Genomic DNA, 26,049 nt, shown 5'->3' with positions numbered 1-26,049 from the left:
ACATGTACATGTGAAATGAAAATCGGCGGGGGATCGCCGTGAGTATTCGTTATTCCCAAACATATGTAAGGTTTGAAAACTGCAAATTGACCCAAGGAATGCCTTGGAGGAACCAACGAGGAGGTGAACAGTATGAATCCTGCAATCACGATCGCTCTCGTTGTGGCCGCGCTAATCATTGGGTTCGGAGTAGGATATTTTATTCGCAAATCTCTTGCAGAGGCTAAAATCTCTAGTGCGGAACAAGCTGCCGTACAAATCGTGGAGAACGCGAAGAAAGAGGCAGAGGCACTGAAGAAAGAAACGGTGCTGGAAGCGAAGGATGAAATCCATCGCATTCGTGCTGAAGCTGAAAAAGACACTCGTGAACGTCGGAATGAAATTCAACGACAAGAAAGACGATTGTTGCAAAAAGAAGAGTCGCTGGATAAAAAATTGGAATCACTCGAACGTAAAGAAGAGCAAGTGGCTAACAAAGAGAAACGAATTGATGAGACTCAGCAGCAGATCGAAATGATTTACAAAAACCAGGTGACAGAGTTGGAACGTATATCCAACCTCACCATGGAAGACGCACGCAGTATCATACTGTCCAACGTAGAACAGGAAGTTCGTCATGAGACGGCTCAAATGATCAAGGACATTGAACAACAAGCGAAGGAAGAAGCGGACAAAAAGTCCCGCGAGATTATCACACTCGCCATCCAACGTTGTGCGGCTGACCACGTAGCGGAAACAACGGTATCTGTTGTTACTCTGCCAAATGAAGAAATGAAAGGCCGGATTATCGGTCGTGAAGGACGTAACATCCGTGCGCTTGAAACCCTTACAGGGATTGACCTCATTATCGATGATACGCCAGAAGCTGTTATTCTGTCGGGCTTTGACCCGATTCGCCGTGAGATCGCCCGTACTGCCCTGGAGAAACTGGTGGCTGATGGACGGATTCACCCGGCAAGGATTGAAGAGATGGTTGAGAAATCCCGCAAAGAAGTGGATGAGCGCATCCGTGAATACGGTGAGCAAGCTACCTTTGAAGTGGGCGTGCATGGTCTGCATCCGGATCTGATCAAAATTTTGGGCCGGTTGAAGTTCCGTACAAGTTACGGTCAAAACGTCTTGAAACATTCCATGGAAGTCGCTTATCTGGCTGGACTGATGGCTGGCGAACTCGGAGAAGACGTAACTCTGGCAAGACGTGCAGGTCTATTGCATGACATCGGTAAAGCGCTGGATCACGAAGTGGAAGGATCACACGTCGAAATTGGCGTGGAACTAGCGAAGAAATACAAAGAACATCCGGTTGTAATCAACAGTATCGCGTCCCATCACGGAGATTGCGAAGCGACTTCGGTCATTGCCATGTTGGTTGGCGCAGCAGATGCGCTCTCCGCAGCAAGACCAGGCGCACGCCGCGAAACGCTGGAAACGTATATCAAACGACTGGAGAAGCTGGAAGAAATCTCAGAGTCCTTCGAAGGTGTCGAGAAATCGTACGCCATTCAGGCCGGACGCGAAGTTCGCGTTATGGTACAGCCTGAGAAGATCGATGATGCTGAAGCCTTCCGCTTAGCCCGTGACATCACGAAGATGATTGAGAATGAACTCGACTATCCGGGTCACATCAAAGTCACCGTCATCCGGGAAACCCGTGCGGTTGAATACGCAAAATAGAGCATTACGGAAAAGTGGCCGCAGTAGTGGGCCACTTTTCCTGTTGATAGCCTGTTAAAAGGCAACTACACATCATGGAGCATGAGATAGAGTCCTGCAAAGGTTCAACATTTGAAGTAAGAGGACTTTGCAGGAATTGAGGAGGCAGTAATCAATGAAAGTTTTGTTTATTGGTGACATTGTAGGTAACGTGGGACGTAAGGCATTAAAGGAAAATTTACCGTACCTGAAATCGAAGTATAAGCCACATGTGGTGATTGTGAATGGTGAAAATGCGGCAGCAGGTCGCGGCATTACCGGTGCAATCGCAAATGAGTTTTTCAACTGGGGTGTACATGGTATTACACTTGGTAATCATACTTGGGACAATAAGGATATTTTTGATTTTATAGATGATGAGCCCCGCATGATTCGTCCAGCGAACTTTCCACCAGGCACACCAGGACGAGGATACACGGTTGTCAAAGGCGAAGGGAAAGAGCTGGCGATTGTCAATCTTCAAGGAAGAACGTTCCTGCCTGCTCTGGATTGTCCATTCCGTGTAGCTGATGAAATTGTAGATGAGCTGCGCCAAGACCATAAATGTATTTTGGTCGATATGCATGCTGAAGCGACGTCAGAAAAGATTGCCATGGGATGGCATTTGGATGGACGTGCGTCTCTCGTTGTAGGAACACATACGCATGTACAGAGTAATGATGATCGGATTTTGCCTGGAGGAACAGCTTACTTGACGGATGCAGGCATGGTAGGGCCTCGTGACGGCATTTTGGGCATGGAGCGTGAGGCCGTACTGCGTAAGTTCTACACTCAGCTACCTGTACGTTTTGTTGTGGATGATGGCAAATGGCACTTCCATGGTGTGTTTGTTGAAATTGATGAAGCCACAGGTGCGGCAACACGCATCGAAAAAATTCGTCTGATGGAGGACGAGTGGCGCATGGAATAGGGGCATTGTCCCAATTTGCAGGGAAACCCGTCTAAAAAGAAGGAATTTTTTTGCCTCCCGCGAATAACATCTAGTAAGTGGAAACAAACTTTCAACATTCCCAGGGAGGTACTTACCATGGATGTATTAAAAGTTTCAGCAAAGTCCAATCCTAATTCTGTAGCCGGCGCTCTTGCAGGGGTTCTTCGTGAACGTGGAAATGCTGAACTGCAGGCAATTGGAGCGGGAGCACTGAACCAAGCCATTAAAGCGGTAGCGATAGCCCGGGGATTTGTAGCACCAAGCGGAGTTGACCTGATTTGTATTCCAGCTTTTACAGACATTGTGATCGACGGCGAGGACCGAACGGCCATTAAGCTGATTGTGGAGCCCAGATAATACATGCAGTATGCATTGAACCTGTTTACGATGTAGACAGGTTTTTTTGCGTTTTTTTTGCAATAACATATGGAGGAGGGTTTAAGATGTCCATGTCTGATTGGCGTGTAGCTGATTTTCACTGTGATGCACTGAGCAAAATTTTGATGCAGCCTGCTCTTTCATTCCAAGATGCCCCACAACTGGATGTGAACTTGCAACGTTTGAAAGAGGGAAATGTAGGATTGCAGGCGTTCGCCATCTATTTACCCGAAGTACTTGGCAGAGGCAAATTTGAACATGTGATGGGGCAGTTGGAAATTTATCGTAGACGTGTAGAGAGAAGTCAGGAGCAACCTGGCGGCACGCAGACGTTGTTATGGCGGGAACAGGTGGCTCTGGTGGGGCAAACAGAGGGTCAGTGGGGATTAATCACTCTGGAGGGTGTGGATGGCCTGGAGGGCAACCTGTTCTATCTGGAGTTATGTTATCAGATGGGCGTTCGAATTATTGGACTAACGTGGAATTATGCCAATTGGGCGGCTGACGGAGTCATGGAGAAGCGTGGAGCAGGTCTGACGGAGAAGGGGAAAGAACTGGTGCGCCAGTGTAATGAAATCGGAATGCTGCTGGATGTGTCACATCTGACGGAGAAAGGATTCTGGGAACTGGCTGACTTGAGTAAACGTCCTTTTATCGCCTCCCACTCCAACAGCTATAGCGTATGTTCCCATGTGCGTAATCTGAAAGATGATCAGATTCAGGCTATCATTGCCCGGGAAGGGCGGATTGGACTGACGTTTGTACCCTGGTTTGTCAAGCAGGAGGGTGAGGTACGTATAGAAGATCTGTTGCCTCATATTGAGGAGATCTGCTCTCTGGGCGGGCAACATCACCTGATGATGGGGTCCGATTTTGATGGAATTTCAACGTATATTCAGAGACTTGAACATTCAGGACATTATCCGAGACTGACAGAAATCTTGCTCAAACATTATGATGAACATCTGGTTCGTGGCTGGTTGTGGGGGAATGCAATGAGTTATCTGGGGGAACACTTGCCAGAGAGCAATCCAAAGATAAAGGGGGCTTCCATGAAATAGTGAACTGGTGTGTGCGTTGATGTGTTGAATTGAAACTAATTTTCCAAATAAAGGACTGGAATGATGGTGAAATAAGTGTATTTCATGAATTTTCACCAGTTCGTTTTCATTTCACTCCAAAAAGGGGTATAATACCATTGGATTGTTAAGAGCCTGAGTACAGGCCATAGATAAACAAGGAGTGAAATTTACAATGAGTAAAACAGTACCTGTGGGCGTATCTGCCCGTCACATTCATGTATCCCAAGAACACGTTGAAATTTTGTTTGGCAAAGGTTATGAACTGACTGAATTTAAACCTCTGTCCCAGCCTGGCCAATACGCTGCTAACGAAACTGTAGCGGTAATTGGTTCGAAAGGACAGTTTGATAAAGTGCGTATCCTTGGACCTGTTCGCCCTGAAACGCAACTGGAGATCTCCATGACAGATTCATTTGCGATTGGTGTTAAAGCACCTGTACGTGAATCTGGAAGCATTGAAGGTACACCGGGAATCACAATTAAAGGCCCTGCTGGCGAAGTAACGATCGATAAAGGTGTTATCGTTGCTGCTCGTCATATTCACTTCCATACTTCTGATGCTGCTAAATGGGGTATTGAGGACAAACAAATGCTGAAAGTTCGCCTGGGCGGAGATCGCGGTCTTGTACTGGAAAATGTACTGGCTCGTGTATCCGATTCTTTCGCACTGGACATGCATATTGATACAGATGAAGCTAACGCTGCTGGCGCTCGTAATGGCGACACTGCTGAAATCATCGATTAATTACATGTAATAGCTTCAGCCGCCAATTAGGGCGGTCTGAATAACGTTTAAACCTGAGCACAGCCAACAAGAGCCGGTTAATTCCAGCCCTGATGGCAAGGCTCAGGTTTTTGTATTTTCTGATTGTTCTTCTGAGCATGGCATGTTTCGGATTAGACGAAGGGACATGCGGTTTGGATGTGGAACTACAGCCCAATTCATGCTATAATTTGCTGTAATGCTCTTTTAGTGTTCCAAGCAAGAAATTCACGTGGAACAGGGATGAATGAACGATTTTTTATTAATAGAGGCTGTAAGGAGTGACCGAAGGAAATGGCTAAAGACTCAAAAAAGGATTACTCCCAATATTTTGATTTCTCCGATGCCAAAGTAATTTCGCAAGATGAATTCAGCAAAAAGATAAGAATCCGGGGCCGTGAGATTAACATCAAATCGGAACCCAATCATCGTCAGGAGAAACAGCGGGGCAAGGAAGACGTCCAGGTGCTTTACGAAAATGCCGTTCCCGATGAACTGAAAAACATAGGGAAAGGCAAACATTATATTGTTTATACGTATGGATGTCAGATGAACGAGCATGACTCGGAAACCATCAAAGGACTGCTTGAGTCTATGGGATATCAGGCTACAGAGAATCGCAAAGAAGCTGATATTATTCTGCTCAATACGTGTGCCATACGGGAAAATGCGGAAGATAAAGTATTTGGTGAGCTTGGTCACCTGAAAACGCTAAAACTTGAACGTCCGGGATTGTTACTTGGCGTATGCGGTTGTATGTCCCAAGAAGAAGGCGTCGTCAACCGAATCATGCAGAAGCATGGCTTTGTGGATATGATCTTTGGTACACATAATGTACATCGACTGCCACATCTAATCCAGGAAGCGTTGTTCAGCAAAGAAATGGTTGTTGAGGTGTGGTCCAAGGAAGGCGACATTATTGAGAACCTGCCGAAGAAACGTGAGGGTATGCGCGGCTGGGTGAACATTATGTATGGCTGCGACAAGTTCTGTACATATTGCATCGTTCCGTTTACGCGGGGCAAAGAACGCAGCCGTCGTCCTGAAGATGTCATTGCCGAAGTTCGGGATTTGGCCCGACAAGGCTTTAAGGAGATCACGCTGCTTGGTCAAAATGTGAATGCGTACGGCAAGGACTTCACCGACCTGAACTACAGCTTTGGTGACTTAATGGATGCCATTCGTCAAATTGATATTCCGCGAGTACGGTTTACAACCAGTCACCCACGTGACTTTGATGACCGCTTGATTGAAGTGCTGGCCAAGGGTGGAAATCTGGTGGAGCACATTCATCTTCCGGTGCAATCTGGCAGTTCGGAAGTGCTCAAACGTATGAGCCGCAAGTATAGCCGGGAACACTATCTGAAACTGGCTGACAAAATTAAAAAGGCCATCCCGGATGTTGTGTTGACAACGGATATTATTGTTGGTTTTCCGGGGGAAACGGAAGAACAGTTTGAAGATACACTTTCCCTTGTCCGTGAAGTAGGGTATGATTTTGCCTATACCTTTATTTATTCCCCACGGGAAGGTACACCGGCTGCGGTGATGGAAGACAACGTACCGATGGAAGTGAAGAAGGAACGTTTGAAGCGCTTGAACGAAACGATCAACGAATACAGCCATCGAAGCAATGAAGAGCAACGCGGCAAAATCGTTGAAGTACTCGTTGAAGGCGAGAGCAAACGGAATTCTGAAGTTCTGGCAGGACGTACCCGCAGCAACAAGCTGGTGCATTTTGAAGGACCCAAAGAATTGATCGGTACTTTCGTACAAGTGGAAATCACCGATCCAATGACTTTTTATATTCGGGGCAACCTGCTCTCCGAGCCGGTAGCTGCCAATCAGTAATACACACACCAATAAGATGAATGATTTTTGCACTTAGTGGGGTTGCAGCCGAGCGTAGCGAAGGTGACGGAATCGATTCTGTAGAAGCGAAGCGTTCGCCTTTGTCTCCGAATTTTAACCTTGAACAATTTTCAATCGAAAAAATCCGGAGACAACAGCGATCAAAAGAACGATCCGACACCGCAGCGGTCACTCAGCAGTCGAATGAGCTTAGTGCAACATCCAGTATTCATCTTATATCATCTCATAGAATGGAGCGATTTCAGTGGCGCAGGAAGAAGTGCAGTACAACCATTATGGAATGCCAACCTACGATACGCGCAATCTGGTCATACGCGACGACATTATGGGAAAAGCCAAAGAATTGGCTGATATGCTCGGAACGAGTGAGGAAGTTAGACAGTTTCAACAGGCTGAAACCAAAATTCGTGATCATGAGCGCATCCAGCAGTTGATTGCAACGATCAAGAAAAAACAAAAAGAGATTGTTGCTTTTGAAAGCTTCAAAAATGTAGAGATGGTCAGCAAAATTGAACAGGAAATTGACGATCTGCAAAGCGAACTGGACAGTATTCCATTGGTTACGGAATTCCAGCAGAGCCAGAGCGACATCAACTACTTGCTTCAACTCGTAATCTCGGTAATCCGGGATACGGTTTCTGAAAAAGTAAACGTGGAGGCTGGAACGGATTCACCTCCGACCAGTTGCGGTTAAATGACGGAAGGGTGCGGACGCTGTCCGCGCCTTTTTTGACATTACATAACCGTTAACGTGGAGTGGCTATCGCCAAGTACTCGGAATATAATTCCAAGCAAAGCTCCACGCTGTGGGGTTATTTTGTGTGGCATAGCTGATTTTTAATGATAAAGGCACATGACATCAAGAGAGCTTGATACGTACAGTAAATAAAGGAGAAATGAATAATGAGTATTTTGGACAAAATGGTGGAAGACGGAGACGGACGATTCTGGGGATTTCTCGGCTGTCGATATATTAAAGGAGACGGCAAAGAAGTACAGATCGCGTTGACAGCAGGCGAACATCATACCAACTCCATGGGGATTATTCATGGGGGTGTATTAACTTCACTGATGGATCAGGCGATGGGTATGGTTGCAACAGCAGCAATGGAAGTGGACGGCTGTGTGACAACGAATCTGAACGTACATTTTCTCGCACCAATGAAACAAGGGGAATTAACGGTGACAGCTACGGTACTGCATCAAGCAGGACGCAGTGTGACGACTCAATCGGAGGTTCGTGATGCATCGGGCACGTTGGGATGTATGGCTACGGCGACATTCCGCATAGTACGCCCTAGAACATAACGTACGAATGCTGCGGTTGACAAAAGATATTATTATGTCATAATGAAATTATCAAAATGAAAATAGTCGGTGGTGCCCATGAGCGAAAATTACGAACACTTCAATGCAGAGAGCGACGAACAAGCAGCACGTGCTTATAGTTCCAAAAAATATCGTACCCCCGATGGTGTTCCTGCGGATATCGTTATGTTCACCTTGACCAAGCGGGAGCGCAAGACGGTGACGAAGACACTTCCCATTCGGGAACTGAAAGTGATGCTAATCAAGCGCAAAGGCTGGCCTTTTGCAGGCAGATGGGCATTACCCGGTGGATTTTGTCAGGAGAATGAATCCATCTACGGTGCAGCTAAGCGTGAGCTGATGGAAGAGACAGGTGTAGACGGTGGACATCTGGAGTACTTGAATGTATACAGTCAGCCGGGTCGTGACCCAAGGGGCTGGATTATCTCTCACGCATTTTTCGCACTTGTAGAAGAATGGATGTTGGATCAACGTCAAGCCGCAGATGATGCTGAGGATGTTGGATTGTTCACTATCCAGGAGGCGCTGCAAGAACTGGAGCTGGCCTTTGATCACAGAACAATCATTGAAGATGCTTATCGACGTATTCAACAGCAGATGCTGGAAACGACGATTGCTCGTCAATTCCTGCCACGTGATTTTACATTAAGTGAATTATATCAGGTTATTCAAAGTGTTGTACCGGATTTTGAAGAACCAAACTTCATTCGCAAGATTACGTCTACCCGCAGCCGTAAAGGCATTGTGGAAGAAGTACGGGATGAAGAGGGGAACCTGGTGAGTTCCAACCAGTACTCGCAGCGTCCGGCGCAGCTATATCGTTTTACAGAACTCGTACCACGACTTTCCATCTATACGTAATAAGGTGTAGGTGCGTCAATTGGATTGAATCAGAATCAACCATTTCTGGGTAAGGGAGTGTTGACGATGAAAGCACTGATTGTCATTGATTTTACGAAGGATTTTGTGACAGGTTCTTTGCCTGTAGGTCAGCCGGCAGTTGAGATTGAAGAGACGATTGCAGCTGTAACCGAGGCCTATTGTAAGAACAAACATGAGGTAATCATGGCTGTGGATCTGCACGAAGAAAATGATCCGTATCACCCGGAGACTGTACTTTTCCCACCTCATAACATTAGAAATACGGAGGGAAGACAGTTATATGGTCGTCTTGCCCAAGTGATGGAAGAACGGAAAACAGATATACAGTGGATGGATAAGACGAGATATAGTGCATTCTGTGGGACCGATCTGGAACTCAGACTGCGTGCACGTGGTATTACGGATATTGCACTGATTGGGGTATGCACGGATATTTGCATATTGCATACCGCAGTGGACGCTTACAATAAAGGTTTTCATATTACAATATATGAAGATGCTGTTGCCAGCTTCAATCCGGCAGGGCATGAGTGGGCACTTGGACATTTTCGTTCCAGCCTTGGTGCTTCGGTGGTTAAGGCGAGCGAGACAGTCTTGGCTTAATTTGCTCCATAGTCATGTTTGGTTGACTTCATGTTAGGAACCGGATGAATGTGGTGAATGGTGTATAGAGTTTTACGGGAGACTTGTTTGTTTAATACGGATGAACAGAATCATGAAGAATAAGTCTCCATATGTTAACCCGTGTCCACAGATGAAATCTGGGGGCACGAGCGGAAGTCAGAGAGGATGAGACAAATGCAGACAACTAGCCTGGCTTTACATACGGATAAATATCAGATCAATATGATGTACGCCCATTGGGTGAATGGTACTCACAAGCGGAAGGCGGTATTTGAAGCCTATTTCCGTAAGCTTCCTTTTGGCAACGGATATGCGGTATTTGCCGGATTGGAACGTATTGTGAACTATATTAGCCAGCTTCGGTTCACGATGGACGACATCAAATTTTTATCCAAACAAGAGGAAAATTACGATCCGGTCTTTCTGGAAGAATTGCTCCAGTTTTCATTTCAGGGGACGATTCATTCCATGAAGGAGGGGGCAATTGTTTTCCCTGACGAACCGCTCATTCGGGTAGAAGGCTCCATTATGGAGACACAATTGGTAGAGACGGCGATACTTAACTTCATGAATTATCAGACGTTGATTGCAACCAAGGCTTCACGGATCAAACAGGTAGCACAACAGGATACGTTGCTCGAATTCGGCACACGGCGTGCACAGGAAGCGGATGCTGCCATCTGGGGGGCACGTGCCTCGTATGTAGCAGGTTTCCATGCAACGTCTAATATGCTGGCCGGAGAGCGCTTTGGGATCCCAACAGCAGGTACACATGCCCATTCCTGGGTACAGAGCTTTATGAGCGAGCAGGAGGCGTTTGACGTGTATGCCAAAGTGTTGCCTGATCAGGTTACGCTGCTGGTTGATACCTTTGACACATTGAACAGTGGAGTACCTCACGCCATCAAGACAGCCAAGAAGTTGGAGAGCCAAGGCAAAAAGATGAATGCCATTCGTCTCGACAGTGGTGACCTAGCGTACTTGTCGATTCAGGCACGTCAGATGTTGGATGAGGCTGGGCTGGATTATGTGAAAATTGTAGCATCCAATGATTTGGATGAAAATACGATTTTCAACCTGAAGGCTCAAGGAGCACGGATAGATACATGGGGTGTTGGTACACAGTTGATTACGGCTTCTGACCAGCCATCTTTGGGTGGAGTGTACAAATTGGTGGAGCGTGAAGTGGACGGTGCCATGCTGCCTACGATCAAAATATCTGCCAATCCTGAAAAGGTGTCCACTCCAGGTAAAAAGGAAGTGTTCCGGATCATTGATCCGAAACATGGCAAAGCGATTGCAGATTATATCTGCTATCCAGATGAAGAGCAGCCGCTACAGGGCGGACCGCTCAAGCTGTTCAACCCGCTACACCCTTACCTGAAAAAGACGGTTACCCGCTACGAAGCGGTTAATATGCTGGAGCCAATCTTTGTGAATGGACGTAAAGTGTATGAACTGCCTAATCTGGATGAGATTCGGGCGTACCACCGGGAACAGATGAACCTCTTCTGGCCGGAATACCAACGGAAACTCAACCCGGAGATCTACCGTGTGAACATCAGCCCTGCGGCATGGAATATGAAGCAGAAGCTCATTGCGGAACATGTGAAATCCACAGAGGAATAATTCACACATACAATATGCAGAGAGGCATAACCAGTGAGGAATACTGGTTATGCCTTTTTGAAGATCTTAGGATTATACGTTTTCAGCGGAGTTGAACGATTCGATGATCGCAAGAAAAACCTCAGCTAAATGCGGTCTGTCTTCTATGAAAGTACGTCGATAGACTTTTTTCTTATATGATCCCGATGGGTTGGACCAGTGATGTAAGAAATCTCATGGACAGACTGCCAAGGTAGCAGGCTATACTGGAAATGGTCATGCCCAATTCAAGAGGTTGTAGGGGAAAACAGTAATTATTTCTCGGGAAAGCGCAGGAGACGCCAAATTCCGCATCTATTGATTCAATCCCGTAGCTGTAGGGGATGAAAGTAAGAGGAGGTGCAGACATGAGATGGATATTAGGACTGGTCTGGATCGCTTTTATTGCCTATGCATTGTTGTTGGCACCGGGGCAGTCACTTGGAAGTGATCCGGTATTCAAAGAACTGATCACAATGCAAAGCAAAGAGCCTTGGTTACTTACTGTGTTTTCGTGGTTGGGTATTTTCCCGGCAGTTTATGCCTGTATGCTGTTAAGAACATCTGTGAAAGAACGAGGTGGCCGTGTACCGGCTTGGCCTTTTGTCATACTTTCTTTCGGACTGGGTGCTTTTGCCCTGCTTCCCTATTATGCGTGGTCATCGTCCGCAAATAGAGCTTCGGGTTACGCAAGCTTGCACTTTGGTCGTCAGCGGGAGTCGGGAATTGGACGGGTAGCAGCCCATAAGTTGACGCATGTAGTCCTTCTGCTGTTGACGCTGGGTACGGCATTCTATGCCGTGACGCAAGGTCATCCGGATGTATATATGGACGCGTTCAAGCAATCTGCCTTTGTACATATCATGACGATTGATTTTGTACTGCTGACCTTGCTTACCGTGATTGCGATATACAGGGATGCCAAAGGCAGTCGACGTTCACCAGCTTGGGCCGCGGCAGGCATCATCCCTATTGTGGGTCCGCTAATCTATCTGTTGACGCTCAGGAGAGACAGAGCTTGATCATCAACATGGGGAAGAATTCATAGGTAAAAGGTAGCCGTTAAGCCTGAATACGAACAATTCATGTGCTTAATGGAAAAATATATAAAATCCAAAGAAGGAGTGACTATCGATGAAAAACCATTTTAACGCATATGTTGTCCGTAAAGTAGAACAGGGCGGAGTGAAAGCGGATATAGAGCAACTGAAGAAGGAAGATCTGCCAAATGGAGATGTAACGGTACAGGTGCAATATTCCAGTGTCAATTATAAAGACGGACTCGCGACTCTTGAAAAGGGTGGTGTCGTTCGTGAGTACCCGATGGTACCGGGAATTGATCTGGCCGGAACGGTAGAGGAATCGGTCAGTGGACGTTTTGCACCAGGAGATCGGGTGATCAGTACAGGATTTGAACCTGGCGTATCCCATTACGGAGGGTACAGCGAGTATGCTCGTCTGCGCAGTGAATGGCTGGTGCCTCTGCCACCGGGTCTCAGTGAAAAAGAAGCCATGGCAATTGGAACCGCAGGATTTACGGCTGCACTTTCGGTAGATGCGCTGTTACAGGCTGGAGTGACACCGGAGATGGGCAAGGTTCTGGTTACGGGTGCAACGGGTGGCGTTGGCAGTATGGCAGTTGCCATTCTGGCGAAACTTGGCTTTGAAGTAACAGCCAGCACAGGCAAGAAGGAGCAGGAGGAGTCATTGCTCCGAAACTTGGGCGCCTCAGAGGTCATTACTCGTGAAGAAGCTGATGCTCCAGCTAAAGGAGCCATGGGGAAACAGCTATGGGCGGGTGTTGTTGATCCAACAGGAGGACCTGCTCTCGCGGAGCGATTGAAACAGATTCAATATGGAGGTGCAGTAGCGGTATCCGGGTTGACCGGAGGTACAGCTTTTGAATCTACGGTACTTCCGTTTATTCTGCGTGGTATCCAGCTTATTGGTATAGACTCTGTATATTGTCCGATGGAACGTCGGGAACGGCTGTGGGAACTGCTCGGTGGAGAATGGAAACCGGAGCGTGCGCTGGAACTGGGAATCCGCGAAATTTCTCTAGATCAGTTGCCGCATACGCTTGAGACGATACTCCAAGGTGGTGCGGTAGGTCGGACTGTGGTCAATACAATATCAGATCTGCCATCCGCATAAGTTTCCAAGTCCTAAGACATGCTAATTCTACCTGATTGGGTCACAGTACATGTGACTGGAAAGGAAGGATTGGCATGTGTTTTGATAGAAAAGGACGAAGTCTGGTTCGAAGAACAATGAAGTCGGTACTTGTATGTGGCGTGTTGATCACAAGTGTCTGGTCCCTGGTGGCTTGTTCGGCATCATCCATTGAGCAGGAGCGGAAGGTCTACACCCGTGAAGCGACAGATGAAGGAAATGTGCGGGCACAGAGTCAAGGACACGGATTAAACGGTGAATTGGTGAGTGAGATCAGTAAGAGTTTTGAAGCAAAAGGTATTCAGCTGATGAATAATATGTCTGCCGATGACGGGCATGGTGGGATCTCTTATATGTATTTGTTGAATGGAAGTGGCAGACACATCGTGAAAGTCCATATTTTCAGTGATGCAGCTACCCGGGCTGCGAGCATGAAACAAATGTATAGTGAGAATCGTGATGAGGCTGTCTTGGAGAATGCGCTTGGCCGGACAACGATTCGCAGCAAAGGATACGTCTCACTTGTTTATACAGCTTCGGGTGGGGAAAAGGACAAGTATGAACAGGATGTTATGCAGGTGTTCCAACATGTGCTGGGGCAAATAAGGTAAGTTGAGCGAGATCCCCTTCGTACTTTATTATACAGCTGAAAATAAACCCGAAAAACCCGTCTGATCTTTCAGACGGGTTTATATATTTCACGCATCACATGCCGCAGCTCGGGCAAAATGAGTTTTTCCATTGCCAATTTGACAGCTCCTTTGGAGCCCGGCATGGAGAAGACGGCTGTGCGTCCAATCGTTCCGGCGACGGCTCTGCTCAGGATGGCAGCGGAACCGATATCCTCGGTGTAACTGAGAAAACGGAAGATCTCACCAAAGCCCGGAAGTTCCTTGTCGAGTAGCGAGGATACCGCTTCGTAGGTTGTATCTCGGGGTGCAATCCCTGTTCCCCCGCTGAGCAGCACGGCTTCGATATCATCACGAACAGCTGCATCTTGCAGGATGCTTCGAATGTTCTCCGTTTCATCTGGTGTGATGATGTATTCAACAATCTGATAACCCGCTTCATTCAGAAGCTGATGCATGAGCTGGCCACTGGCATCGGTGTCTTTGGTGCGTGTGTCCGATACTGTAACAATCATGCACGATACCGTGGTCGGAGCTTCCTGGCGATGTTGTTCCACTGAATTAGTCATGAAACTTCCTCCTTCAATCAACATGTCCTCATAGCATAGACCATCCGTTAGCATCAGGCAATGTACTGGGGAAGAATTGAACATGATTGCATAACGAATGCGGGATGGTGTACACTCGCTAGATATAGATAGACTAGGTTACAAGAAGGACAATCAGAGAGGTGTATACGCATGAATGAAACGATTTTAAAAGAACAATCCATACCTGTATATATACTGTCAGGTTTTTTGGGGAGTGGCAAAACAACACTGCTTGTTCAGTTGATCGAACATTGGCAACAGCAGGGTTTGCGTCCCGCAGTGGTCATGAATGAGTTAGGCGAAGTTAATCTGGATGGTCAGATTGTGGATTCCACCGTTCCAATGACAGAGATGTTAGGTGGCTGCATCTGTTGTACCGTACGTGGTGACTTGGGATTGCAGCTTGCTGATCTCGTTCAAGAGGAATCACCGGATGTGATCATCATTGAAGCAACCGGTGCGGCGAATCCAATGGAGATTCTGGACGCGGTAACGGAGACCTCACTCTACATGCGACTGGAACTGAAAAGTCTCATTACCGTTGTGGATGCAGCACATCTATCTGGTCTATATCAGGAGCAGAAGGGGCAGACCTTCAAACTAATGCAGGAGCAGATTCGTTGTGCGTCTGTGCTTCTCTTAAACAAAACGGATCGGGTGAGTGCACAGGAACTGCAAGATCTGGAGCAGCTTTTGGCAAAATGGAATGGCTTCGCACCTGTAATCCCTACGGTCAAATGTGAGGTGGAGATGGATCTGTTGCTTCGCAGCGGGGCAGACGTACACGTGCGTGATTCAGCTTCTGAAGCAGGTAAGCCGGCTCACCAAGAGCATCATGTGCATACGGAAACCTGTGGTACACATGGCTGCAATCATGGACATGAACATCAGGCGGTTCAAGGCGATGCTACGAATACTGACGCATCTCATAACCATAGTCATGACCACAGTCACGAGCATGCTGCTCCTCATGCCTCACACGAACATGTCATGGTATACACGCATTATTTCAGTAAACCGGTGAACAGCGAGGCGTTTGAACAATTTGTATCCGCATTGCCACGTGATGTGTATCGAGCAAAAGGCATTTTATCGTTTAGTGACACGGCGAGCCGCTTCTGGTTCCAGTATGCCTACCGTGAATCGGACTACATGAAGATCACACCTCAGGGAAATGTCCCTAATGTTGCTGTGTTTATAGGTGAACATTTTGACCAAACTGTCATTCGTGACCAATTACTGGAATTGGAAGCGATAAAGTAAGTTAGATGATTCAATAATCCTCCCAACTGGGTATTAAGAAGCATAGCAAACTTTGCCTGGGAGGTAACTTTAAATGACACAACAACAATATCAACAATGTATCGATGCTTGCCTGGAGTGCATGAATGCTTGCAACGTATGTTACATATCGAGTCTGAAAGAATATGATCTGGCGATGCTGCGTGATTGTATCCGTTTGAATCGGGAATGTGCGGAGATCTGCAGTTTTGCTGCACAAGCGATGACACGTGGAAGTGATTTCATTGCTGAAATATGCGAATTGTGTGTGAAAGCTTGTGAAGCTTGCGCCGCAGAGTGTGGCAAACATCACCATGATCACTGCCAAGCATGTGCAGAGGCTTGCCGCAGATGTGCAGAAGCTTGCCGATTGATGGCAGCAGTAGCGTAAATATTATTTCACTGGAATATATAATTAAAACCGATAATGACCGTTGTCCCCTAAGGGAAGGCAGTGAACACAGGCATCTGAGACGATGTGCCTATGTGTTGCCTTTCAGTAGGGGATTTTTAATGCAGGTTGCCAAGTCTGATCGTGGTATGTATAATGATGGCAATGAATTGAAACGAAGAATATCAATGATCGGGAGAGTAGCCAGATCCATACATGACAGCGAGCCGGGAGAGGTGGAAGCCGGTATGACATGACCTGAGTGAACCGCACCCGTGAGATGGTTATCCGAAAAGATGTACGTATCCCGATTGGGGATAGGCCATGTCTGTCTGAGGGTAATCCGGCTTGCGACCGTTATACGCATCGAGCGGAACAGGTTCTACTGGTATGCATGTTCATGCATATTAGGAGTAGCTGTTCACCTAGAGTGGTACCGCGGGAACTGTTAATTCAGCTCTCGTCTCTTATTTAGAGACGAGAGCTTTTTTGTGTTTATTTTCAGCCAATTATGAATTATAAGGAGTGTTCGACATGTTGATGAAGCAGGCTGCGGCCGATATTGCCCCTTTAACGGGATTGAATGAACAAGAGGTTCTGAGATTACTGGAAGTCCCACCACAGGCGGAGATGGGTGATGCAGCATTCCCTTGTTTTGCATTAGCGAAGTCATTAAAGAAAGCACCGACAGTCATTGCAACTGAGCTCGCAACGGGATTACAGGCATCTGGAATTGAAGCGACTCCCGCCGGGCCGTATGTAAATATCCGTTTCAATCGGGAGAAGCTCGCGCCGAATCTGCTGAAAGAACTGGGGAATGCGGCATTTGGTAAACTTCAGCTTGGTCAAGGTTCGCGTGTTGTGATTGATATGTCTTCCCCTAACATCGCAAAACCCTTCGGAATCGGACATTTGCGTTCTACTGTAATTGGTGCAGCACTGTATCGGTTGTATATCGAAGCGGGTTATACCTCTGTAAGTGTGAATCACTTGGGAGACTGGGGAACCCAGTTTGGCAAGCAGATCGCAGCGTATAAACGGTGGGGCAATGATGAAGCGCTGCAGGCAGACCCGATCCGTACTTCTCTGGAGCTGTATGTGCGCTTCCACGATGAGGCGGAGAACGATCCTTCACTGGAGATTGAGGCACGCGAGTGGTTCCGCAAGCTGGAGCAAGGAGATGATGAAGCACAGCGGTTATGGGCGTTCTTTGTGGAAGTGAGCATGAAGGAATTCAACCGGATGTATGAACGTCTGAATGTACAGTTCGACCATACACTGGGAGAGAGCTTTTACAATGACAAGATGGGCGCAGTGGTTGAAGAACTCAAGGCAAAAGGTTTACTTGAAGAGAGTGATGGAGCACTCGTGGTACGTCTGGAGGACGAGAACATGCCCCCGTGCCTGATTATCAAAAAAGATGGAACAACAATCTATCCTACTCGGGATTTGGCTACGGCAGTCTATCGTCATGAGGTGATGAAGGCAGATCGGTTGTTATACGTGGTCGGAGGCGAGCAGAAGTTACATTTCCGGCAGGTATTTGCGGTCCTATCCCGGATGGGTCATGAATGGTCTGCGAAGTGTGAACATATCCCGTTTGGCTTAATGCGTTTTGAGGGACGGAAAATGTCTACCCGCCGCGGTAAAGTTGTCTTTTTGCAGGAAGTGTTGGATGAGGCAGTTGCTCGTGCTTTGCAGATTATTCAGGAGAAAAACCCGAATCTGGAGAACCCTCAGAACGTGGCTGAGGCTGTTGGTGTCGGTGCCATTATCTTCGGTGATCTGCGGAATAATCGGCTTAACGATGTGGACTTCTCACTGGAAGATGCGGTGAGTTTTGAAGGGGAGACCGGACCTTATGTGCAATACACCCATGCTCGGATTCAAAGTGTGCTTGCCAAGGCAGAAGAGGCGACCCGTATGGAAAATGAAAACCCTTTGACTAAACCCAACCTTGCGGAAGGCGAGAATAACACAGAAACGACTTCATCCCTTATCGGAGATACCTCATGGGCATTGCTGAAACTGCTGGGTGAATATCCCGAGTATCTGGAAAAAGCAATTCATCGGAATGAGCCTTCGGTTATTGCCAAATACACAATAGATGTCGCTCAGGCGTTCAACCGCTTCTATCACGCCGAACGGATTGCGGATGCGTCATCTGATGTAAGATCCTTCCGGGTGGCATTGGCCAAACGGACTGCCGAACGCCTCGCGTACAGTTTACAGTTGCTAGGTGTGCAAGCTCCAGAACGGATGTGATCCCAATGACATGGAGTACACGTGGTCTTTTCAAGAAGTCGGATCAAGCTGCACCAGACTCTTCAGGTCGAGGTATGTTGCTTCAACAAGTGAGCAAGCGATTAGGTAATGCTCAAGTACTTGATGAAATTAATCTGGAAGTGAAGCAGGGCGAATGTACTGTACTTGTGGGCAGAAACGGCTCGGGCAAAAGCACGTTGCTACGTATGTTGGCAGGTATTTTGTTACCCGATACAGGATCGATCCAGCGCACAATGAAGGGTTCTGATGGGTATGCAGTAGATGGCATGCCACGTTTACCCTTTACCTCTGGAGAGTACTTGTGGGACATGGGTCGGATTCGGGGCATTCGCCCCGAAATACTGCGTGAGCGGATTAGAGAACTTAGTGAACTTTTATATCTGGATACCGCGATCGATCAGAAGTTACCCTTATTATCCAAGGGCACATTGCAAAAAGTAAATTTGATTCAGGCCCTGTTACCTGGACCGGGTGGTCTTTTGTTGCTGGATGAACCGTTGTCAGGCTTGGATATTCCAGCTCAAGAGGGCATTGTATCCTTATTGGGGCAATGGAAGGATGAAGGGACATCCATCGTTACAGCTTGTCATGAACCGTTGCTTATTGAACGTTTGGCAGACCAGGTGATTGTGTTGAAGAAAGGCCGCGTGCTCCGCTACTGGAGTCGTGAAGATATACTACAAGCTGGCGGACCCGTTGTACGAATTCAAAGTCTGACGAAAGCTGGTGAGGATCTGGCTAACGATCTATCTATTGTACAACAACCAGGAGTACTGTCTTTAGTTCGTAATACAAGCTTGGAGAAATCCAATTCTTGGTTGTGGGATTGGAAAGTGGTTCAGAAATCAACAGATGATGTTCTCAGAATGATTCTGGCATCTGGAGGTTCGGTTGTGTCTGTACAACAGGAAGAAAGTCAATTACATATGGAAAGTCTGCTGGAAGGACAACATCCAGCTGTACATGCGAGTCATAGAGGTGTCACAGAATCTGTGGACTTAAGCTCTTCCATGGATGATGCGGGGGGAGAAGTCAAATGATCTATCTGACCCGATATTTGTTAAGGCATCACATTCGCTCACAGAAATATTTTGCACCGGTTATCTTTTATATCATCGCCATGCTGCTGATCTATTCCTACAAACCCAACCCTATTGCGGACAGTTACAGTGTCACGGCAATGCTGTTATTTCTGGCAGCTGCTTGGCTCGGAGTAATGGTGATGAATACCGAACCTGCAAAGCAGTATCAATTACTTGTCCTTCATGCAGGAAGCAGGCGTAAGGTGGTAACAAGTCAACTCATCTGTGCCTGGATAATGCAATTCATGCTCACCGCAATCACTGTGCTGTATCCCGTGTTTGCGGGAATGTTCGAAAGACAACCCACAGGTGAGGAGTGGATGATGACCTGGTTAGGACATCTGGGGTTATCACTGCTGGGATTGGGCATCAGTGTATTTTTTCAAAAATCGTACATTCCCTTGCTTAGTCGAAGTATGCCTGCTCTCATTATTGTATTATTACTTTCGTTTATTCAAGGTTCCTTAAGTGAACGTTTGCCTGAATCGTTAGAATGGCTTGGCCGCATTCTTCCGCCAGCCTTTTATCTGGTTCGTGAGATGATGTTATTTGATGAATCGAAGATGGACTCTTTTGTTTCGGTTACGCTATGGACTGTGTTCTATGCATCGGTGTTACTAATCATCCATGTGTGGCTGTCCGGAAGAAGAGATCTGCGGAGTTAGAAGACGCGCTTCCCGATAACTTGAATGTTACTCTTGGTTTGGTTAGGATAGAGGGACATGGAATGGTTAACATTGTACGGTTGAAGGGGGCGCTCGCATATGCAAAATACAGATATCCAGAATGGTGACATGCTGGACAGCGAACACTCCAGGGAATTGTTTGCCTATTACGGATTGGCAGTGTACTACGGACAGGCGCTTGAACAGCAGCTGGTCAATCTGATTTTATTAATGAAAATGTCTCAGGGCAAAGCCGTGTCTGAAGAGGATTTGGAAGATCTGTACGAACGAAAGATGAGCAGTTCACTGGGGCAGCTCATTCACGAAGTGCGCCATCATTTTACATTCTCTGAGGAAGAGACTCGCCAATTGAATGAGTTATGGCAGCAACGTAACCGTATCGTACATCATTATTTCAAAGAACGAATTCACGAGACATTCAGTCCGGAAGGACGATCACGCATGATTAAGGAATTGGAGGATTTCAAAGACCGTGCACAGGAGTTGGAGATCCGTCTTCAGCAATATACGGGTGCATGGATTGCAGAGCTTGGTCTGGATGCCGAATCCGCAGCAGCTCTGCAAACGCTGGAGCGTATGCACACCGAGAGTATGCAAGCAAGGGCTTTGGAAGAGGATGAATGACAAGCAAACGGATAACGAAACGCTGGATATTAATGACGGTTCTGGCTGTAGTATTGGTTGGAATCCTGTGGACTGTGGTTACGGCAGTACGTATATCAGTATACACGGATGAGGATTCATCCAGGATATCGGATGCAGCGATCATTCTGGGCGCAGCCGTGGCGGGGGATAACCCTTCACCTGTATTTCGCGAACGTATTGAACACGGGATTGAATTATACCGTCAGGGTACAGTTCGTAATCTGCTTTTCACAGGCGGGTCAGCTGATGATGGAGAACATACGGAAGCTGAAGTGGGTCAGAAGTATGCCATCGCACATGGAGTAGATCCTGCGGACATTCGCATAGAGACCAAATCCAGAATTACCGAGGAGAATCTGGTCAATTCAATTCCAATTGGTGAACAGGCCGGTTATCAAACCTATACGATTGTGAGTGATCCGTTACATATGAAACGGGCCATGAAGCTGGCTGCCGGACTGGGTATGGATGCCGTACCATCTCCGACACGAACTACGGCGTATCGAACCTGGCGCAGCAAGTTTCCTTTTCTAGCAAGAGAGACCGTTATGTACATGGGATATACGATCAAAGGATGGATAGACAATCCGCAGCAGCCATGAGGTTGTACGCGGATTGTTTTTTTGTCTGGACAAAATAAACAGTAACCGAACATGCCTCCAGATGAAAATACAAAAAACCGATCTACACCGTAAACCCTGAGGTAGCTGTGTAGATCGGTTTTTGTGTTGCCGTCGAGTACATCATTTTGAGTGGTTACTTAAGTAGCGTACTGTTTTACTCTGTTATGCAGTGCCTCCGGCAAGGGAGGTTGAGGTTGGAATGATCTCACCCGACGGATTCTCGCTGGTTGCACTTGCTGCTGCTTGCGCACCTTGCTGGAGCTGATACATTTTATAATAGCGGCCTTTAAGCTCCATCAGTTCATCATGTGCACCTTGCTCAACGATACGCCCACGATGCAGAACCAGAATTTGATCTGCCGAACGAATGGTGGACAGGCGGTGAGCAATGATGAAGGTCGTACGTCCTTTTTTGAGGACCTCGAGTGCGTTCTGAATTAGTGCTTCCGTTTCTGTATCAATATTGGCAGTCGCTTCATCCAGTATGAGGATGGCTGGATCAAACGCCAGTGCACGAGCAAAGGAGATCAACTGACGCTGTCCAGCAGACAATGTACTTCCTTTTTCGATGACAGGTTCGTCAAAGCCTTGAGGCAAATGAGCCAGTATGCGTTCGGCCCCTACATCACGCAGCGCCTGTTCAATTCGTTCACGGGAGATCTTCTCATCGCCGAGACTGACGTTGGAAGCAATGGTGCCTGTGAACAGATAGGGGTCCTGAAGTACAATCCCCATATGCTCCCGAATCCACTGTTTAGGCAGATCCTTGACGTTCTGACCGTCGATCGTGATCTTGCCTTTTTGCGGGTCGTAGAACCGGAACAGCAGGTTGATGATGGAGCTTTTACCCGAACCGGTGTGGCCGACCAGAGCCACCGTCTGACCTTGGGATGCTTTAAACGAGATATTGTTGAGTACATAATCCTTTTTATAGGCAAAGGATACATCATCGAAGACAACATTCCCTTTGTATCTTGGCATCGAGCCATCGGTTACAGCTTCTCCCTTTTCATCCATCAGCTCAAAAACGCGACCAGCAGATACGAGGGAGGAGTCCAGGTTGGCGAGTTGATTCACCATACCGGTGATTGGCTGGAACAAGCGACCCAGAACATCAACGAAGGCATACAGAACACCCAGAGAGATAATACTTGTGCCATCCAGCACACTGGAACCGAAGTACCACAGGACCACCGCAAAGGCGATATTCCGTAATACGTTAACCAGGTTGTGTGAGGTGAAGGTATTCAGGTTCAGCATTTTGTTCTGGTGTTTCATATAGTCATCATTCAGATCTTCGAATTCCTGTTTGGTTTGTTTCTGATGGCGGAATACGCGGATAATGGACATCCCCTGAATGGACTCGTTAATGATTGCATTGATCTCACTCAGTCGGGATCGAATGATCGTGTTGTAACGAGTGGCGAATTTGCGATAGAGCACAATCCATGTAATGAGCATCGGCACAACGAATAATGAGATTAGACCCAGGCGAACATCAAGCAGGAAGAGTGCGACATACACACCTGTAATCGTGATGATTCCTGAGAAAAAGTTCGAAAGAACAGCAACGAACAGATCCTTGACGGCTTCTGTATCGTTTGTGACCCGAGATACAACTTTACCTGCGGGCAGGTTATCAAAAAAGTGCACCGGCAGTCGCTGAATATGGGCATACACATCGTTACGCAGTCTTTGAATGACCTTGTTGGCCGAGGATTGCAGCCAGAATGTTTTACCAAACTCCATAATGACCGAGATCACGAGGAAGATCATGTAATACACAATTAATTGATAGATGCTGGGCATCTCCGGTTTGTAAAAAGCAAACAGTTCACCAGCGGACAGGGGGGTTGCCGGATATTGGCCTGTTACCTCACCTGCGCGTGTAACCGTGAGGGTTCCATCCGTATATGTGCGGTCCCCGTCAGGTGCGCTTACCGGTTCGTTTACAAAATAAAAACTTCTGCCGGCTTGTAATACCCGCACTTCGGAACCTTTGTTTTCATCCGGTTCGAACAAACCTTCGCGTTTGTAGTTCTTGCCGTTGTAGACTGCGGCTTCATCTGAAGCTGTTGTCTCATAGAAAGGCTGCTCAATCGCGAGCAAGTGATTGTCGATCATGGATTTGGCGATGAACGGACCGGCAAGCTCGGCCGCAACACCAATGGTAAGCATAATTAATGCAGCGATAAATGTTCCTTTGGCTTTCAAGGCGTAATCAAGCAGCCTTTTGCCTGTATTAGACTTCAATGAATTGACCTCCTACGTGGACAGATTGGACTCGACCTGTTGCCGTTCATACTGTTCACGGTACCAGCCGTTCATGGCTAACAGTTCCTGGTGAGTGCCTTCTTCCGTAATTTTCCCGTGCTCCAGTACGATGATTCGGTCAGCGTGTTCAATAGCAGACAGGCGATGAGTCGAGATCAACGTGGTTTTGCCCGAGCGTTTGTTGCGTATATTTTCAATAATTTTGGCTTCAGTACGTGCATCGACCGCAGATAAGGCATCATCGAGGATCAGAATATCAGGATTAGCAATAAAGGCACGCGCCAGCGATACCCGTTGTTTCTGTCCACCGGACAGAGAGATTCCTTTTTCACCAACAAGTGTATCCAGTCCATCGGACAAAGTTCCCAGATCCCCGTCAAAAGCGGCGGTACGAATGGCTTCCATGATGACTTCATCACTGGCCCCGGGTTTACCGAATTGAATATTTTGACGAACAGATTTGGAGAAAAGAACCTGTTCCTGTGGTACGTACCCGATCCAGCTGTGCAAGTCATCTTTGGCGATATCCTGAATCGGATGACCTGAGATGCTTAATGTGCCCGAACCAGCAGGGTATTCATGAAGCAGTTGTTTGAGCAAAGTAGACTTACCGCTGCCCGTACGACCCACAACACCCAATGTTTGCCCCCGTCGCAGCGAAAAGCTGATATGACTGAGATTATCGACTGTGGAGCTGGGGTAACGGAATGTAACATCCTGCATCGCAATTTCTTCCGGGTTCGTAACGTGAGCAGGTTGCTCCACATCTTGTACGGCAGGTTCTACCGATAAAGTCTCGTTGACCCGATCAAGCGAAGCGCTACCACGTTGCATCAGGTTAATCAATTCACCGATAGCAAACATGGGCCAGATCATCATCCCCAGGTACATATTGAATGATACGAGATCCCCCAGGGTAATTTCATTATGAAATACAAGATATATGCCGTAGGCAAGTGCAATCACATAACTGAGTCCAACGAAGAGGCGGATGGTGGGTTCAAATAGGGCATCCATTCTGGCAACAGCCAGGTTTTTGCGATACACATCCTCGGTCACGTCGGCGAACCGTTGCTCGTCGAGACGTTCTTGCACATAGGCACGCACAACACGGATCCCGGCGATGGATTCCAGCACCTGGTCATTCATATCTCCGAATGCATCCTGTGCCAGGGTGTAACGTTGATGTACAGCTTTACCATAGATCATCATGGCAATGGCGATAAAAGGTAATGGCAGGATTGCCGCCAAGGTCAGTTTCCAACTGACCAGGAAACCCATGGCGAACAATACGGTGGCCAGAAAGGCTGTAGAGTCTGTTAAGGTCAGCATGCCGAAGCCTGCTGTAGTAGCAATGGAACGAAGATCATTGGTGGCCCGAGCCATCAAATCTCCTGTTCTGTTTTTCTCAAAAAAGGGAGGAGTCATCCTTAACAAGTGGTCCATAAAGCGTGAACGAAGCAGCCGCTCCACCAGATTGGCACCACCGAACAGTTTGTGCATCCAAACGTATGTAACCAGATAGATAATGATGACCGTTCCTAAAATAAGCAAGATATAACGCGTAAGTGAGGTGCCGGTAATGGAACCGCGCACAATCTCGTCGATGGCATTACCAAGAAGACGAGGAGGCAGCAGTTCGGCAATGCCCACCAGAATAAGCAAGATGACACCGATTAGGTATCGTTTGCGTTCCAGCCGGAAGAACCAGGCCAGGTTTTTAAGTACAGAGAACAAGTGTTATCCCTTCCTTTCGATGTCCGAGAAATGCAGATTCCGTTCATGTATGCCGAAATGTACCCACAAAAAAAGACATACCGCACGCAGGCGGTATGTCTTCATATAATCATACGGCAGCATGGCTCAGAGAACAGAGCCGTCACCATATATAAGTTCGATTGTGAGTATACATCACAGAGGTTCTAATGAAAGAACGCCTTGTCATGCCGACTTATGAACGGAATAATGATTTCGGGTGTGTTCCGGTATTTAGTTGTGTGCTGAATTGACCAATCATATGTTTGTTAAACACCGTAATCACCCTTTCTTTTTTTGGAAATAAATACAATGTAGACCTCGTATGTTTGCATCTTAACACCGGCTTTTACAATCTGTCAAACATTTTTCACAACTTATTTTGTCTTTATGTGGTCACTCGGGTTTGTATTC

General features: G+C 47.2%; 25 protein-coding genes. 22 read left to right on the top strand and 3 right to left on the bottom strand.

What is annotated here, in order from left to right; genetic code table 11:
- Positions 1 to 132: 132 nt before the first annotated feature.
- The 14 genes from rny to FE296_RS32050 all read left to right on the top strand — a co-directional run bounded on the left by rny (position 133) and on the right by FE296_RS32050 (position 14,004).
- On the top strand, positions 133 to 1,674 hold the full coding sequence (gene rny / locus FE296_RS32115) for a ribonuclease Y (protein WP_036609258.1): 1,542 nt from the start codon (positions 133 to 135) through the stop codon (positions 1,672 to 1,674).
- A 154-nt stretch (positions 1,675 to 1,828) separates the two neighbouring features.
- Positions 1,829 to 2,623, top strand: a complete 795-nt coding sequence (locus tag FE296_RS32110) for a TIGR00282 family metallophosphoesterase (RefSeq protein WP_017689109.1) — start codon at positions 1,829 to 1,831, stop codon at positions 2,621 to 2,623.
- 117 nt (positions 2,624 to 2,740) lie between these two features.
- Positions 2,741 to 3,001 carry a stage V sporulation protein S gene (locus FE296_RS32105; RefSeq protein ID WP_007430104.1) on the top strand — a complete coding sequence of 87 codons (261 nt, stop codon included), beginning with the start codon at positions 2,741 to 2,743 and terminating at the stop codon, positions 2,999 to 3,001.
- An 86-nt stretch (positions 3,002 to 3,087) separates the two neighbouring features.
- Positions 3,088 to 4,083, top strand: coding sequence for a dipeptidase (locus FE296_RS32100; RefSeq protein ID WP_223869122.1), 996 nt, complete (start codon positions 3,088 to 3,090; stop codon positions 4,081 to 4,083).
- Positions 4,084 to 4,276: 193 nt separating this feature from the next.
- Positions 4,277 to 4,849, top strand: a complete 573-nt coding sequence (gene pduL, locus FE296_RS32095; RefSeq protein ID WP_017689107.1) for a phosphate propanoyltransferase — start codon at positions 4,277 to 4,279, stop codon at positions 4,847 to 4,849.
- Between the two features lie 312 nt (positions 4,850 to 5,161).
- Positions 5,162 to 6,718 (top strand): tRNA (N6-isopentenyl adenosine(37)-C2)-methylthiotransferase MiaB, encoded by a 1,557-nt coding sequence (gene miaB, locus FE296_RS32090; protein ID WP_124114101.1) that lies wholly within the window; start codon positions 5,162 to 5,164, stop codon positions 6,716 to 6,718.
- A gap of 301 nt (positions 6,719 to 7,019) precedes the next feature.
- A complete protein-coding gene (locus FE296_RS32085) occupies positions 7,020 to 7,433 on the top strand; it encodes a YlbF/YmcA family competence regulator (protein ID WP_272907590.1) in 414 nt (137 codons plus the stop codon).
- 209 nt (positions 7,434 to 7,642) lie between these two features.
- Positions 7,643 to 8,047 (top strand): PaaI family thioesterase, encoded by a 405-nt coding sequence (locus FE296_RS32080; protein ID WP_150367652.1) that lies wholly within the window; start codon positions 7,643 to 7,645, stop codon positions 8,045 to 8,047.
- Positions 8,048 to 8,125: 78 nt separating this feature from the next.
- Positions 8,126 to 8,929, top strand: a complete 804-nt coding sequence (locus FE296_RS32075; protein ID WP_062833857.1) for an NUDIX hydrolase — start codon at positions 8,126 to 8,128, stop codon at positions 8,927 to 8,929.
- A 66-nt stretch (positions 8,930 to 8,995) separates the two neighbouring features.
- A complete protein-coding gene (locus tag FE296_RS32070; protein ID WP_124115517.1) occupies positions 8,996 to 9,553 on the top strand; it encodes a cysteine hydrolase family protein in 558 nt (185 codons plus the stop codon).
- Between the two features lie 195 nt (positions 9,554 to 9,748).
- Positions 9,749 to 11,203 carry a nicotinate phosphoribosyltransferase gene (locus FE296_RS32065; RefSeq protein ID WP_091017227.1) on the top strand — a complete coding sequence of 485 codons (1,455 nt, stop codon included), beginning with the start codon at positions 9,749 to 9,751 and terminating at the stop codon, positions 11,201 to 11,203.
- Between the two features lie 386 nt (positions 11,204 to 11,589).
- Positions 11,590 to 12,243: a hypothetical protein gene (locus FE296_RS32060; RefSeq protein WP_124114102.1), complete on the top strand. Its 654-nt coding sequence runs from the start codon at positions 11,590 to 11,592 to the stop codon at positions 12,241 to 12,243.
- Between the two features lie 112 nt (positions 12,244 to 12,355).
- Complete coding sequence (locus FE296_RS32055) at positions 12,356 to 13,375, top strand: oxidoreductase (protein ID WP_150367651.1); 1,020 nt, start codon at positions 12,356 to 12,358, stop codon at positions 13,373 to 13,375.
- Positions 13,376 to 13,449: 74 nt separating this feature from the next.
- Entirely contained in the window at positions 13,450 to 14,004 is a 555-nt protein-coding gene (locus tag FE296_RS32050; RefSeq protein WP_124114104.1) for a hypothetical protein, read from the top strand.
- 68 nt (positions 14,005 to 14,072) lie between these two features.
- On the opposite strand, the gene FE296_RS32045 is transcribed toward FE296_RS32050, so the two are convergent.
- On the bottom strand, positions 14,073 to 14,591 hold the full coding sequence (locus FE296_RS32045) for a MogA/MoaB family molybdenum cofactor biosynthesis protein (protein WP_124114105.1): 519 nt from the start codon (positions 14,589 to 14,591) through the stop codon (positions 14,073 to 14,075).
- Positions 14,592 to 14,762: 171 nt separating this feature from the next.
- On the opposite strand from FE296_RS32045, the gene FE296_RS32040 reads away from it, so the two are divergent.
- From FE296_RS32040 to FE296_RS32010, 8 genes are all read left to right on the top strand, one after another.
- Positions 14,763 to 15,875, top strand: a complete 1,113-nt coding sequence (locus FE296_RS32040) for a CobW family GTP-binding protein (protein ID WP_124114106.1) — start codon at positions 14,763 to 14,765, stop codon at positions 15,873 to 15,875.
- A gap of 73 nt (positions 15,876 to 15,948) precedes the next feature.
- Positions 15,949 to 16,284, top strand: a complete 336-nt coding sequence (locus FE296_RS32035) for a four-helix bundle copper-binding protein (protein WP_036609230.1) — start codon at positions 15,949 to 15,951, stop codon at positions 16,282 to 16,284.
- A gap of 122 nt (positions 16,285 to 16,406) precedes the next feature.
- The gene (locus FE296_RS33880) at positions 16,407 to 16,541 is read left to right on the top strand and encodes a hypothetical protein (protein WP_256704105.1); all 135 of its coding nucleotides are present in this window, start codon (positions 16,407 to 16,409) and stop codon (positions 16,539 to 16,541) included.
- A gap of 277 nt (positions 16,542 to 16,818) precedes the next feature.
- On the top strand, positions 16,819 to 18,549 hold the full coding sequence (gene argS / locus FE296_RS32030) for an arginine--tRNA ligase (RefSeq protein ID WP_150367650.1): 1,731 nt from the start codon (positions 16,819 to 16,821) through the stop codon (positions 18,547 to 18,549).
- Positions 18,550 to 18,554: 5 nt separating this feature from the next.
- Positions 18,555 to 19,610 (top strand): ATP-binding cassette domain-containing protein, encoded by a 1,056-nt coding sequence (locus FE296_RS32025; protein WP_150367649.1) that lies wholly within the window; start codon positions 18,555 to 18,557, stop codon positions 19,608 to 19,610.
- Positions 19,607 to 20,317 (top strand): hypothetical protein, encoded by a 711-nt coding sequence (locus tag FE296_RS32020; RefSeq protein ID WP_124114109.1) that lies wholly within the window; start codon positions 19,607 to 19,609, stop codon positions 20,315 to 20,317. Before FE296_RS32025 ends, FE296_RS32020 begins: the two co-directional genes overlap by 4 nt.
- Before the next feature lie 99 nt (positions 20,318 to 20,416).
- Positions 20,417 to 20,962 (top strand): hypothetical protein, encoded by a 546-nt coding sequence (locus tag FE296_RS32015; RefSeq protein WP_053061520.1) that lies wholly within the window; start codon positions 20,417 to 20,419, stop codon positions 20,960 to 20,962.
- Complete coding sequence (locus FE296_RS32010; protein ID WP_223869121.1) at positions 20,959 to 21,585, top strand: YdcF family protein; 627 nt, start codon at positions 20,959 to 20,961, stop codon at positions 21,583 to 21,585. Before FE296_RS32015 ends, FE296_RS32010 begins: the two co-directional genes overlap by 4 nt.
- A 183-nt stretch (positions 21,586 to 21,768) precedes the next feature.
- Here the strand turns inward: FE296_RS32010 and FE296_RS32005 are convergent, their stop codons facing one another.
- Positions 21,769 to 23,859 carry an ABC transporter ATP-binding protein gene (locus FE296_RS32005; RefSeq protein WP_150367648.1) on the bottom strand — a complete coding sequence of 697 codons (2,091 nt, stop codon included), beginning with the start codon at positions 23,857 to 23,859 and terminating at the stop codon, positions 21,769 to 21,771.
- A gap of 12 nt (positions 23,860 to 23,871) precedes the next feature.
- Positions 23,872 to 25,617, bottom strand: coding sequence for an ABC transporter ATP-binding protein (locus FE296_RS32000; protein ID WP_150367647.1), 1,746 nt, complete (start codon positions 25,615 to 25,617; stop codon positions 23,872 to 23,874).
- Positions 25,618 to 26,049: the final 432 nt, after the last annotated feature.

Origin of the sequence: Paenibacillus sp. UASWS1643, assembly GCF_008693195.1 — a bacterium.
Lineage (GTDB): Bacteria > Bacillota > Bacilli > Paenibacillales > Paenibacillaceae > Paenibacillus > Paenibacillus amylolyticus_B.
This window is presented reverse-complemented; position numbering and strand designations above follow the sequence as displayed.